The organism is Staphylococcus aureus (genome assembly GCF_001027105.1).
In the GTDB taxonomy this organism is placed as follows: Bacteria; Bacillota; Bacilli; order Staphylococcales; family Staphylococcaceae; genus Staphylococcus; species Staphylococcus aureus.
On the sequence record NZ_CP011526.1, the window covers coordinates 1,807,169 to 1,820,848 of the forward strand.

13 protein-coding genes and 1 pseudogene are annotated in these 13,680 nt (G+C 32.9%); 3 read left to right on the plus strand and 11 right to left on the minus strand.

Annotated elements, in window-relative coordinates:
• Positions 1-105 precede the first annotated feature (105 nt).
• From AA076_RS08940 to AA076_RS08950, 3 genes are all read right to left on the minus strand, one after another.
• Positions 106-417 (minus strand): rhodanese-like domain-containing protein, encoded by a 312-nt coding sequence (locus tag AA076_RS08940; RefSeq protein WP_000836465.1) that lies wholly within the window; start codon positions 415-417, stop codon positions 106-108.
• 21 nt (positions 418-438) lie between these two features.
• On the minus strand, positions 439-2,856 hold the full coding sequence (gene leuS, locus AA076_RS08945; RefSeq protein WP_001549041.1) for a leucine--tRNA ligase: 2,418 nt from the start codon (positions 2,854-2,856) through the stop codon (positions 439-441).
• Between the two features lie 287 nt (positions 2,857-3,143).
• Positions 3,144-4,325, minus strand: coding sequence for an MDR family MFS transporter (locus AA076_RS08950; protein WP_001025061.1), 1,182 nt, complete (start codon positions 4,323-4,325; stop codon positions 3,144-3,146).
• Between the two features lie 109 nt (positions 4,326-4,434).
• Between AA076_RS08950 and mnmL the strand changes: the two genes are divergently transcribed.
• On the plus strand, positions 4,435-5,388 hold the full coding sequence (gene mnmL / locus AA076_RS08955; RefSeq protein WP_000526539.1) for a tRNA modification radical SAM protein MnmL/YtqA: 954 nt from the start codon (positions 4,435-4,437) through the stop codon (positions 5,386-5,388).
• On the plus strand, positions 5,385-5,948 hold the full coding sequence (gene mnmM, locus AA076_RS08960) for a tRNA 5-(aminomethyl)-2-thiouridylate-methyltransferase MnmM (RefSeq protein WP_000764419.1): 564 nt from the start codon (positions 5,385-5,387) through the stop codon (positions 5,946-5,948). The genes mnmL and mnmM overlap by 4 nt, the downstream gene beginning before the upstream one ends.
• A 119-nt stretch (positions 5,949-6,067) precedes the next feature.
• Here the strand turns inward: mnmM and AA076_RS08965 are convergent, their stop codons facing one another.
• From AA076_RS08965 to AA076_RS15170, 4 genes and pseudogenes are all read right to left on the minus strand, one after another.
• Positions 6,068-6,469: a transcriptional regulator, SarA/Rot family gene (locus tag AA076_RS08965; RefSeq protein WP_000757543.1), complete on the minus strand. Its 402-nt coding sequence runs from the start codon at positions 6,467-6,469 to the stop codon at positions 6,068-6,070.
• A 570-nt stretch (positions 6,470-7,039) separates the two neighbouring features.
• Positions 7,040-7,701: pseudogene (locus tag AA076_RS08975) on the minus strand (transposase); the annotation flags it as partial.
• A gap of 346 nt (positions 7,702-8,047) precedes the next feature.
• Entirely contained in the window at positions 8,048-8,875 is an 828-nt protein-coding gene (locus tag AA076_RS08980; RefSeq protein WP_000266096.1) for an alpha/beta fold hydrolase, read from the minus strand.
• A 2-nt stretch (positions 8,876-8,877) separates the two neighbouring features.
• Positions 8,878-8,997 (minus strand): hypothetical protein, encoded by a 120-nt coding sequence (locus tag AA076_RS15170; RefSeq protein ID WP_001790712.1) that lies wholly within the window; start codon positions 8,995-8,997, stop codon positions 8,878-8,880.
• 111 nt (positions 8,998-9,108) lie between these two features.
• On the opposite strand from AA076_RS15170, the gene AA076_RS08990 reads away from it, so the two are divergent.
• A complete protein-coding gene (locus AA076_RS08990; protein WP_001196354.1) occupies positions 9,109-10,110 on the plus strand; it encodes a proline dehydrogenase family protein in 1,002 nt (333 codons plus the stop codon).
• Between the two features lie 121 nt (positions 10,111-10,231).
• Here AA076_RS08990 and ribH read toward each other — a convergent pair whose 3' ends face one another.
• Genes ribH through ribD form a run of 4 tightly spaced genes read right to left on the minus strand, consistent with a single transcriptional unit; the run spans position 10,232 to position 13,583 of the window.
• The gene (ribH, locus tag AA076_RS08995) at positions 10,232-10,696 is read right to left on the minus strand and encodes a 6,7-dimethyl-8-ribityllumazine synthase (RefSeq protein ID WP_001008551.1); all 465 of its coding nucleotides are present in this window, start codon (positions 10,694-10,696) and stop codon (positions 10,232-10,234) included.
• 12 nt (positions 10,697-10,708) lie between these two features.
• On the minus strand, positions 10,709-11,890 hold the full coding sequence (gene ribB, locus AA076_RS09000) for a 3,4-dihydroxy-2-butanone-4-phosphate synthase (RefSeq protein WP_001159022.1): 1,182 nt from the start codon (positions 11,888-11,890) through the stop codon (positions 10,709-10,711).
• A 10-nt stretch (positions 11,891-11,900) separates the two neighbouring features.
• Positions 11,901-12,533: a riboflavin synthase gene (locus AA076_RS09005; protein ID WP_000493892.1), complete on the minus strand. Its 633-nt coding sequence runs from the start codon at positions 12,531-12,533 to the stop codon at positions 11,901-11,903.
• A 6-nt stretch (positions 12,534-12,539) separates the two neighbouring features.
• The gene (gene ribD / locus AA076_RS09010; protein ID WP_000077344.1) at positions 12,540-13,583 is read right to left on the minus strand and encodes a bifunctional diaminohydroxyphosphoribosylaminopyrimidine deaminase/5-amino-6-(5-phosphoribosylamino)uracil reductase RibD; all 1,044 of its coding nucleotides are present in this window, start codon (positions 13,581-13,583) and stop codon (positions 12,540-12,542) included.
• Positions 13,584-13,680: the final 97 nt, after the last annotated feature.

A 13,680-nucleotide genomic window follows, 5' to 3' on the forward strand; every position in this document is an offset into this window, starting at 1 on the left:
GATTGTTTTGTAACAGAAAGTAATTCATACCAAAAAACACCAAGCAACCGAAACGTTACTTGGTGTCATTACAAATGTAATATTATTTTAAATTATGTCACTACTTTAAATACTTTTTATTTCCAAACCTTCATCGCCCCATGCGTGCATGCCGCCTTCGACATTTACGGCATCAATGCCATTTGCCTCTAAATATTCTACAACTTTAGCGCTTCGAACTCCACCAGCACATACAATATAATATATTTCATTTTTATTAAATGAATTTAAATTATCCGGAATGGTATCCATTGGAATTAACTTTGCATTAGGAATATATCCCATTGCTGTTTCTTCATCAGTACGAACATCAACAATTTGAACTGGTTTAGATTCTAAAAGTTTATTTTTTAATTCATCTGTAGTAATTGACTTCATTTCAAAGTCCTCCTTAAAACATTATTTAGCTACAATATTGACTAATTTTTGAGGAACAGCGATGACTTTCATGATGTCTTTACCTTCAATACTCGCTTTAACATTGTCATTAGATAAGGCAATTTCTTGCATTTCTTCTTTTGATGTATCTTTAGCAATTTTAATTTTAGCTCTCAATTTACCATTCACTTGAACAACGATTTCTACTTCATCATCTACAAGTAGTGCTTCGTCATAAGTTGGCCAAGGTTGGTACGTAATAGACTCTTCATGTCCTAATTTTGACCATAATTCTTCACCGATATGTGGTGCAATAGGTGCTAACATTTTAACGAAGCCTTCAATGTAAGGTTTATAAACTTCATCAACTTTATAACACTCATTAATAAATACCATTAATTGACTAATAGCAGTATTAAATCCTAATGTTTCAAAGTCTTCTGTTACCTTTTTAACAGTTTGGTTATAAACTTTATCTAAAGATTTATTATTTGTAGTTACAATTTTTGAACTCAATGTCCCATCTTCATTTACCATTAAACGCCATACGCGATCTAAGAATCGACGAGACCCATCTAATCCTTTTTCACTCCATGCAATTGCAGCATCTAAAGGTCCCATAAACATTTCGTAAAGACGCAAAGTATCTGCACCATGAGACTGTACTATATCATCAGGATTGATTACATTTCCTTTAGATTTACTCATCTTCTCATTACCTTCTCCTAAAATCATACCTTGGTTAAATAATTTTTGGAAAGGTTCTTTAGTAGGTACGATAGCCAAATCATAAAGGACTTTATGCCAAAATCTTGCATATAATAAGTGAAGAACCGCATGTTCTACTCCACCGATATATAAATCAACAGGTAACCAATGTTTTAATTTTTCAGGATCTGCTAACATATTTTCATTTTTAGGATCGATGTAACGTAAATAATACCAACAACTACCTGCCCATTGTGGCATTGTATTTGTTTCACGACGTCCTTTCATACCTGTTTTTTCATCTACAACATTTACAAATGAATCAATATTAGCTAGTGGAGACTCACCAGTCCCTGATGGCTTGATTTCATCTGTTTCAGGTAACAACAATGGTAGCTCTTCTTCAGGAACAGTTGTCATTGTTCCATCTTCCCAATGAATGACAGGAATTGGTTCGCCCCAATAACGCTGACGACTGAATAACCAATCTCTTAATTTGTAATTAACTTTCTTTTCGCCAGCACCTTTTTGCTCTAATAATTGAATAGCTTTAGTAATTGCCGCTTCATTTTCTAAACCATCAAGTTCACCAGAATTAATATGTTTACCTTCACCAGTGTATGCTGCTTCTTCAACATTTCCACCTTCGATGACTTCAATGATTGGCAAATCAAACTTTTTAGCAAATTCATAATCTCTGTCATCATGCGCTGGTACTGCCATAATTGCTCCAGTACCATATGTTGATAATACATAATCAGCAATCCAAATTTGTACTTTTTCACCAGATAAAGGATTAGTTGCATATGCACCAGTAAATACACCTGATTTATCTTTTGCTAAATCTGTACGTTCTAAATCTGACTTTTTAGAAGCTTCTGTTTGATAAGCTTTTACTTTTTCTTTATATTCATCTGTTGTAATTGAATTAACTAATGCATGTTCAGGACTTAAGACTAAGAATGATGCACCATAGATTGTATCTGGTCTAGTCGTAAATACTTCTACTTTTCCTTCCGTATTATCTACATCAAATGAAACTTTGGCCCCTTCAGAACGTCCAATCCAATTGCGCTGCATATCTTTTAAAGACTCAGGCCAATCTAAATCATCTAAATCTGCTAATAATTGATCTGCATATTCTGTGATTTTAAGTACCCATTGTTTCATCGGCTTACGATAAACTGGATGTCCACCACGTTCAGAGACACCATCAATCACTTCTTCGTTAGATAAAACAGTGCCTAATGCTGGACACCAGTTAACTGCAACTTCATCAACGTATGCTAAACCTTTGTTATATAACTGTATGAAAATCCACTGTGTCCATTTATAGTATTCTGGATCTGTTGTATTAACTTCACGATCCCAATCATAACTGAACCCTAATTCTTTAATTTGTCGTTTAAAAGTTTGGATATTTTTCTTTGTAAATTCACGTGGGTCGTTGCCAGTGTCTAAAGCATATTGCTCTGCTGGTAATCCGAATGCATCCCACCCCATCGGATGTAATACATTATATCCTTGCATTCTTTTATATCTTGAAATGATATCTGTTGCTGTATAGCCCTCAGGATGTCCAACATGTAAACCAGCACCTGATGGATATGGAAACATGTCTAAAGCATAAAATTTCTTTTGACCTAAGTTATCATTTGTTTTAAATGTTTTATTTTCGTCCCAATAGTCTTGCCATTTCTTTTCAATTTGATTGTGGTTGTAATTCAACACATTTCCTCCTATTCAATAAAAAAGACACCTCTAACTATTCTATTTACATAGGGACGACATTTGCCGCGTTACCACCCTATTTCACAAAAATTGTGCACTCATTTTAATAGTAAGAGATGTCATTCATTCAATTTAAAATTAATACGATTTACATTTAGTCCTTAACACTAGCTCTCAGCATCACTAGCTTTCTGTAGAAAAGCTCCAAACGAAATTAAATTATACAAATTAATATTATGTTATAACGACATTTATTTCAAGTCTATAACGTTAATTCTATTTACTCATTATGCATCTATTTTTTTAGGTTGCGTATTATTCTCCTTGAAAACCATTAATAATATTAATGCAAATACAAGTAGTAGCATCATACCGATAAACATCATGCGCATATTAAACGCATCAACTAATACACCACCAAGAAATGGACCAAATGCTTTTCCTACTGTAGCAGCTGAATTCACAAAACCTTGGTACTGTCCTTGCTTACCATCTGGCGCTAACTGATTGGCTATAGTTGGAACTGCTGGCCATACAAACATTTCTCCAAAAGTTAAAATAATCATACCGACAACAAATATTGTAAAGTTTTCGGCAAAACTCGTGACAAAGAACGACAACATAAAAATGATGATGCCGACAAACATTTGCTTCTTTAAGTTTCCTTTTAACAGATAGAGAATCGGTTTAATTAATGGTTGTGCTACTAAAATCATTATTCCGTTAATTGTCCATAAAACACTATATTGTGCCATTGAAATATTAATAGATTGTGTAAATGAAGCGATTGTAGACTCCCATTGAATATATGCAACCCAACAAATTGCAAACATTGCACAAATTAGTACTAATGAAATAAATCTTGCTTTATTCTTTTTACCAGTAATATCTAAATGAGTTGGATATTTAACTTTCGCATTAATTTCAATATTAAATTGCGTTACCGCGACAAGCGCAAACACAACATACATAATAAGATTGGCTAAAAAGATATAGTTAAAGCTAAATTCTGCGACAAAGCCGCCCATTGCAGCACCGACAGCCACACCAATATTTTGCGCTAAGTATATCGCATTAAACGTTTGTCTTCCGCCATTTGGCCACACTGCTCCAGCCATAGCGTATATCGCAGGAATAATCATTCCGCCACCAAACCCTAACATTACAAGCCATACAGCATACCAAGGCCACCCGTGAAAGAAATTAAGTAGCGTTGTACTACAAAGACAAGTGAAAGTTCCAATTAAAATCGTCTTGTATCCACCTAATTTATCAAATAGTGAACCACCTAATAAGTTTCCAATAACCATGCCAAATGAATTTATCATTAGCACTAAACCAGCAACAGTTAAACTTTTTCCAAGTTCTTGTTTCATATAAATTGTATTTAAAGGCCACAAAAAACTGGAACCAGTAATATTTAACGCCATGCCAATTACTAGCCACCAGACTGATTTAGGTATATTCATATTTCATAGTTCCTCTCTCTTTTTTGTCAAACTATAATAAACACTATAACATTAAAATATGTTAAAATCTGTACTTAGAACTCTTTTTTTATAGAAAGGAAAATGACATATGGGCAATCATTTCCAATACGCTTTTGAAAACAAACGTTATCACACATGGAATTACCATTTAAAAAATAAATTTGGACAAAAAATATTTAAAGTTGCATTGGATGGCGGGTTTGACTGTCCTAACCGCGATGGCACTGTAGCACATGGTGGATGTACATTTTGTTCTGCTGCAGGTAGCGGAGACTTTGCAGGTAATCGTGCAGATTCAATCGCAGTACAATTTAAAGAAATTAAAGAAAAGATGCATGAGAAATGGCACGAAGGAAAATATATTGCTTATTTTCAGGCATTTACAAATACACATGCACCGGTTGAAGTATTAAAAGAAAAATTCGAACCTGTACTTAAAGAACCGGGTGTTGTGGGATTATCTATTGGTACGCGTCCTGACTGTCTACCAGACGATGTTGTCGAATATTTAGCAGATTTGAATCAACGAACATACTTATGGGTTGAATTAGGACTACAAACAATCCATCAGTCAACATCTGATTTAATCAATCGTGCCCATGATATGAAAACTTATTATGATGGTGTGGCAAAATTACGTAAGCATAATATCAATGTATGTACACACATCATTAATGGCTTACCTGGCGAAGACTATGACATGATGATGGCTACTGCCAAAGAAGTTGCACAAATGGATGTACAAGGTATTAAAATTCATTTACTTCATTTGTTAAAAGGTACACCGATGGTAAAACAATACGATAAAGGTTTATTAACTTTTATGACTCAAGAAGAGTACACAAACCTAGTTGTGGACCAATTAGAAGTGATTCCCCCTGAAATGATCGTTCACCGAATTACCGGTGATGGTCCAATAGATATCATGGTAGGTCCAATGTGGAGTGTTAATAAATGGGAAGTATTAAATGGCATCGATGCTGAATTAGCACGTAGAAATTCTTATCAAGGCTTGCGTTACAAGTCTAAGGTGAAGCAATGAAATTAGAACGTATACTCCCTTTTTCAAAAACACTTATTAAACAACATATAACACCAGAAAGTATTGTTGTAGACGCAACTTGCGGTAACGGCAATGACACTTTATTTTTAGCCGAACAAGTACCAGAAGGACATGTTTATGGTTTCGACATTCAAGATTTAGCTTTGGAAAATACACGTGATAAAGTTAAGGATTTCAATCATGTTTCTTTAATAAAAGATGGACATGAAAATATTGAACATCATATAAATGATGCACATAAAGGTCATATTGATGCAGCCATCTTTAACCTAGGTTATTTGCCTAAAGGTGATAAATCTATCGTGACAAAGCCTGACACGACAATCCAAGCTATTAATTCATTGCTATCATTAATGTCAATTGAAGGTATTATTGTACTTGTTATATATCATGGTCATAGCGAAGGACAAATTGAGAAGCATGCATTGCTTGATTACTTGAGTACTTTGGATCAAAAGCATGCGCAAGTTTTGCAATATCAATTTTTAAACCAACGTAATCATGCTCCATTCATTTGTGCCATAGAAAAAATTTCTTAAGCATTTGCTGCGCTATACTATTTATAATTTAGGATTGAGTAGTCAACATTTGAAAAATTAATGCCAACAACAAAAAGAGGTTTTCAACTTAATGAAAACCTCTTTTTATGCTATTAAACTTACACAGCAATAATTGCGTTTAAACTATTTTGCATTGCTGTTGCTCTACTTGCAATCGCATCACTGATGAAATTCAACAACTCTACTTTCTCTTGTTGTAACTTTTCATTGAAATGAATAATAACTGTTCTTTCATCGTCAACAGGACGCTCTTTGTAAATCCATTCTAATTCAACTAAATTATTATACGTTCTCGTACGCTTATACGGTTTAACTTCAACAAATCTGTCCATTTCTTTAAGCGTCATAGAACCTTTTTGCCATAAAGTTAGTAAAATTAAAATTTCTTCTCTAGACATTTTGTATTCGCTTTCAATCTCGCTGAAAATTGAGTTAATGTCACCCAAAAGTGTTTCTAATTGCAAAATTCCAAATACAGTGTCGTTATTTACTTTTTTCATGCTAAACATCTCCCAATTAATAATCACATATTTAGCTACTATACAAGTATTAACAAACATCCCAACAATCCCAAAACTTGTATGTGCTAACTTATGCATAAAACTACAAGTGTAAATAAACTTGCTTTCTATTCAATTGTCAAAGTTGAATAAAATTAAATAAGTATAAAAACCAATAATCAATAGAGTTAATATTTAGAAATAAGATAATAGTACATAAAACAAATCACTCTATTACATATTAATTTTATAATTTATATACAAAGAAAATATATCAATATTACCATTAAATTGCAACAATTCTACATATATTTCTTCAAAAAAGATACGCATTGAATTTTTATTACATATAACTCTCATGAAAATTGATTAAACTAAATTAATTAGTTAGCCTTAAATTTAACAAATTAAATCAAACCGAATGAGGCTAAATTGGTTATTTTTCAAGATATGATTTGTATAAATCAAAACATTTCTTACAAATCAAATGTGTATAAAATGTGATATACATTTTCAACCTTAAAAAAGTTCTAAAAAAAGATGAGCATCTACTGTCTCATCTTTCAGTTCTTTTTTACGGGTCTGTTTTCTAATTTGAGCACAATCTTCGATTTCTTTATCTAAATGACTACCAATTAAATCTATTTCTTCTATTGTTAAATCGCTATCTCCATCTTCTTTTATCTCTGGTATTATTTTTTCTTCAACTAAGTCACGATATAGTGTTTTTGAATTCTCGTTCAATTTCGATTCGTGATTTTGAATACTTTCTTCCGCACCAATGTATATCTATTGGCACTAGCTTCTACTTTTGTACCATCAATAAAAATTGAATTATCATCAATAAGATTTTGCTTTAAACATTGACTATAGAACTGAATAAATAAAGATTCAATTAACGCATCAGTATTAGGATTCACTCTAAAACGATTAATAGTTTTATAAGAAAGTGTTTGATCTTGGGCTAACCACATCATTCGAATACTGTCATGAAGTAATTTTTCTATTCTACGACCAGAAAATACAGATTGAGTATATGCATATAAGATGATTTTTAACATCATTTTTGGATGATAGGATGTTGCACCACGATGATGTCTGAATTCATCGAATTCGCTATCAGGTATCGTTTCAACAATTTCATTAACATATCGCGAAATATCATTTTGAGGAATTCTAACGAAGTTTCTATTGGTAGTGTAAGTTGGGGTCATGTTATAATTTTTATACATAAGGCACCTCTTTAATTTAGTTTAGTAGTATTTATTAAATTATACGAAGGGACCCAACACAGAAAATTCATTTTATTGAATTTTACATTTATGTGCAAGTTGGGAAAAATGTCTTATTTTTTCAAAGTATTTAAAAGTAAAATTACATGTTAATACGTAGTATTAATGGCGAGACTCCTGAGGGAGCAGTGCCAGTCGAAGACCGAGGCTGAGACGGCACCCTAGGAAAGCGAAGCCATTCAATACGAAGTATTGTATAAATAGAGAACAGCAGTAAGATATTTTCTAATTGAAAATTATCTTACTGCTGTTTTTTAGGGATTTATGTCCCAACCTTTTTAGAATATTAAATTTCTACAATTTCGTCATCTTCAACAATAAAGCCCATTGTATTGACGCTGTTATTTAAGAAAGTCAGAATATAACGCATTACTTCATCACGTTCTGGCTCATTGTGAACCTCGTGGTAAAAACCTTGCCAAGCTTTAAAATATAATTCAGGTGTTTGATATTTTTCTTTAAACTCATCAATTGCCCTAGTATCAACAATTAAATCCTTCGTTCCATACATTAATAGCGTTGGCATTGGTTGAATGTCATGAATATGAGCCATCGTATCTTTCATCGTCTCATTAATTGTATTATACCAATGATACGTTGCTTTTTTTAACATTAAACCATCGTTAACTGTTTCTTCAACAATTTCTAAATTACGTGTTAAATCTTTTGGTTCTACACCAACATTAAAACGTGTGTCTTTTGAAATTTTACCTATATTTGAAACAAGTTTATCTTTACGATTTTTTCCATTCTTTTGAAGTTCTAGCATAGGAGAAATTAACATCATCCCCTCGATTGGCAATTCTACTTTTTCAAGTAAATTTAATAAAATCAAACCGCCAAGTCCTACCCCTAATACATAAGTAGGAATTTTATATTCATTAGCTATCTTTAACCAGTCTAGCAAACTTTCGTGATACGTTTGAAAGTTTTCAATTTGTCCTTTATTAGCTCTTGAAGTTTGACCTTGACCAGGCAAATCTCCCATAATCACATGATAGCCATTTCTTCTTAACATCGTAATAACATATGCATATCTTCCCGTATGTTCTAATATATTATGAGCAATAACAACGACGCCTTTCGCATCATTTTCAGCTTCCCACTTCCACATTATTATACTGCCCCTTTTTCATTAATCTTCAATAACATAATTATAGCAAATTCACTATGTAGATTTCTATTTATAGTATTATTGTTGTCCATATTATTATATATAAATGAAATCAACATCAATAATAGTGTAATTATACATAATTATTTTTGATTGTTTTTGATGAAAACGCTTTCTCGAATATTTTTTTCATGCTAAACTTATTGTAAACACAAGGGTTTGGAGGAGTAGCAATGGCACTATTAAAGAATTTTTTTATCGGATTATCTAATAATAGTTTTTTAAACAACGCAGCAAAAAAAGTGGGCCCACGTTTGGGCGCCAATAAAGTCGTTGCCGGAAATACAATTCCAGAGTTAATTAATACAATCGAATACTTAAATGACAAGAATATCGCTGTTACGGTAGACAATTTAGGGGAATTTGTCGGTACAGTTGAAGAAAGTAATCATGCTAAAGAACAAATTTTAACAATTATGGACGCGCTTCATCAACATGGCGTAAAGGCACATATGTCTGTTAAATTGAGTCAGTTAGGTGCAGAATTCGACTTAGAATTAGCTTACCAAAATTTAAGAGAGATTTTACTTAAAGCAAATACTTACAACAATATGCATATAAATATTGATACTGAAAAATATGCTAGCCTGCAACAAATTGTTCAAGTTTTAGATCGCTTAAAAGGCGAATTTAGAAATGTTGGTACTGTAATTCAAGCATATTTATACGATAGCCACGAATTAGTTGATAAGTACCAAGATTTACGATTACGTTTGGTTAAAGGTGCATATAAAGAAAACGAATCAATTGCATTTCAATCTAAGGAAGACGTAGATGCAAATTACATCAAAATAATTGAACAACGTTTGTTAAACGCACGCAATTTCACTTCAATTGCAACACATGACCATCGCATCATTAATCATGTAAAACAATTTATGAAAGAAAATCACATTGAAAAAGATCGTATGGAATTCCAAATGCTCTATGGTTTTAGATCAGAGTTAGCAGAAGAAATCGCAAATGAAGGCTATAATTTCACTATTTATGTACCTTATGGCGATGATTGGTTTGCGTATTTTATGAGAAGATTAGCAGAACGCCCACAAAACCTATCTCTTGCTGTAAAAGAATTTGTGAAACCTGCTGGCTTAAAACGTGTTGGCATAATTGCAGCTTTAGGAGCTACAGTTATGTTAGGTTTAAGTACAATTAAAAAATTATGCCGTAAATAGAGCAAGACATAAACAATAATTTAGGAGTCTGGAACAATAATCAATGTTCTAGGCTCCTAAATGTTATATTGGCAGTTCTGAAACATTTATAAATCTTTGATTATGAACTCACAACAGTGCTCTATGCTTTTATAGATTTTAATAAATTAGCCATTTCAATTGCACTTACTGCTGCTTCAGCACCTTTATTGCCAGCTTTCGTACCTGCTCTTTCCACAGCTTGTTCAATACTTTCAGTCGTTAAAATACCAAATATGACTGGTACATTAGTTTGATCATTCACTTTAGAAACACCTTTCGCGACTTCATTACAAACATAATCATAATGAGACGTAGCACCGCGAATTACGCATCCTAATGTAATTACTGCATCATAATTTCCTGATGAGGCTAATTTTTTAGCTACTAAAGGAATTTCAAACGCACCTGGCACAAATGCTACATCAATATTGTCTTCATTAACATCATGTCGAATCAAAGTATCTTTTGCACCTTCAAGTAATCTTCCAGTGATAAAATCATTAAATCGACTAACTACGATTGCAACTTTCAAATCTTTTCCAATTAATTTACCTTCAAAATTCATGTTAAAATCCTCCTATATTAAATGACCCATTTTTATTTTTTTCGTTTCCATATAATCATGATTATGTACCGTTTCTGGTACGATAACTTCAATTCTTTCTGCAATATCAATGCCATATTGTTTTAATCCCTCAAATTTACTTGGATTATTACTTAATAAATTGATATGTTCGATGTTAAAATATTTTAAAATCTGTGCAGCAATATGATAATCTCGCAAATCTTCATCAAAACCTAATGCTAAATTTGCAGTTACTGTATCATATCCTTGCTCAATTAATTCATATGCGCGTAATTTGTTTAACAATCCTATGCCACGACCTTCTTGAGGTAGATAAATAATCATGCCACCATGTTCATTGATATACTTCATAGACGATTCAAGTTGAGCACCACAATCACAACGTTGACTATGGAAAATATCGCCTGTAAGGCACGCAGAATGTAAGCGTACATTTTCATGTTGTCGAATTGCACCTTTTGTCAGTACAACTATCTCTTCATCTGTGTATGTCGCTTTAAAACCATACATATCAAATGTTCCGAAATCTGTAGGCATTTTCACTTTTGCCTTAAATTCAATTTCTGGTTCTAATTTTTTACGATATTCAATTAAATCATCAATCGTAATCATCTTTAATTGATGTTTTTCTTTAAACTTTTGTAAATCTTGTCCTTTCGCCATCGTGCCGTCATCATTCATAATCTCACAAATGACACCAGCGGGCTTGGCACCAGTAAGTTTAGCTAAATCAACAGCCGCTTCTGTGTGTCCATTTCTAGCTAATACGCCTTTATCTTGTGCTACTAATGGAAATAAATGACCAGGACGATTAAAATCTTTAGCTTCACTACTAGGATCAATGAGCTTTTTGGCAGTCAATGTACGTTCATAAGCACTAATTCCTGTTGTTGTATCTACATGATCAATACTCACTGTAAATTGCGTACCAAAGATGTCGGAGTTATCATCAACCATTTGTACCAAATCCAAACGTTGTGCAATATCTTTAGACACTGGTGCGCATATTAATCCCCTTGCTTCTTTCGCCATAAAATTAATGGTATTATCGTTCATCCATTCAGTAACCGCTACTAAATCACCTTCATTTTCACGATTCTCATCATCTACTACAATAATTGGTTCTCCATTTTTTAAAGCCATTAAAGCACTGTCAATATTATCGAATTGCATGCTACCCCTCCTAAAAACCAAATGCTCTTAATTTATCTACAGATAATTGGTCTTTATCTTTATTTAAAATATTTTCAACATATTTAAACAAAACGTCTGTTTCTAAATGTACTTTATCTCCTAATTTTTTGGATGATAAAATCGTTGAACGCCTCGTTTCTGGAATAAGATGAATGTCAAAACTGTTATCATGCTTATCAAATACCGTTAGACTAACACCATCCACAGTAATAGACCCTTGCTTAACTAACTGATTATTAATATGTTGGCTACATTGAATCGTAATAATTTTTGCATTGGCTGTTTCATTTATTTTTGAAACTGTTCCTAGTTCATCTACATGACCGAGGACAAAATGTCCACCAAACCTACCGTTACCACTCATGGCACGCTCTAAATTTACTTCTGATTGTCGCTTAACATCTGCTAAATAGGTTTTATTTTCAGTGCCTTTAATTACTTGAACAGTAAAAGATGTCTGATTAAAATCAATCACTGTTAAACATGCACCATTAACACTGATGGAATCACCAATATGCATATCTGCCGTAATCTTATGTGCTTCAATTTCAATCGTCCTGACTGATTGACGAATTTGAACACTTTTAACGACACCTATTTCTTCAACGATGCCAGTAAACATGCATCATCACTTCTTTCGTAAAGTTAATTTAACATTTTGATTTAATAACTCGGAATGAACAATTTCAAATTGGTTCGCATCTGGTATCTCAATCACATCATTTGTTTGATAAAATTGATAATTTCCAGATCCGCCAATTAATTTCGGGGCATAATAGAGAATAAATTCATCTATATAATTAGATTGGAGAAATTCTGAAGTAGTGGTTGGACCTGCCTCGACTAGCAAAGTTCCAACTCCTCTTTTATATAAATTGTGAAGAATTGTTGTTAAATCGCAAGACTTCAAGTAAATAATTTCAATATGTGTTTGATTGGTTGTTAAATTTGGATTTTCAGTATATATCCAAATTGGTGTTGATTCATCTTGATAAATTTGCTGATTAAAATGAATATTCCCAGACTTAGACAATATTACTTTTATAGGGTTTTTTCCATCTTGAATACGTGTAGTATATTGTGGATCATCTAATTCAACTGTACGTCTTCCAGTTAACACTGCGTCGTGTCGATGTCTTAACTTATAGACATCTTGTTTAACCTCTTTGTTAGTAATCCATTGACTTTGTCCATTATCATTCGCTTGTTTACCATCTAAACTTGCAGATACTTTCACTGTAATTTGTGGCAGTTGCTTTGCTTTTGCTTTAAAAAAGTCTTGGTATAATTGTGATGCCCGTTCATCATCAACGCATTCAACCTCAATACCGTGAGCCCGTAACGTCTCATCACCATGTGTGTCTAACGAATTGTCTTTTGTTGCGTATACTACTTTTGCTATCTTACAATCAATTATTTTGTTAACACAGGGTGGTGTTGAACCAAAATGACTACATGGCTCTAACGTAATATAAATCGTCGCACCTTCAGCATTTTGTTGTGCCATATCAAGTGCTTGAACCTCCGCATGCTTGTCACCTTTTCTCAAGTGTGCACCAATACCAACAATCCTACCTTCTTTAACTACAACAGCGCCAACGGGTGGATTAACACCTGTTTGACCTTGTACCATATTTGCAAGTTGAATCGCATAATCCATAAATTGACTCAAATGATCACCTCTATAAACAAAAATCCTCACATCATGAATTAAGATGCAAGGAGAAAAATTTATCGTTAAATAAGCCTATTTGTACACATTTTTACAA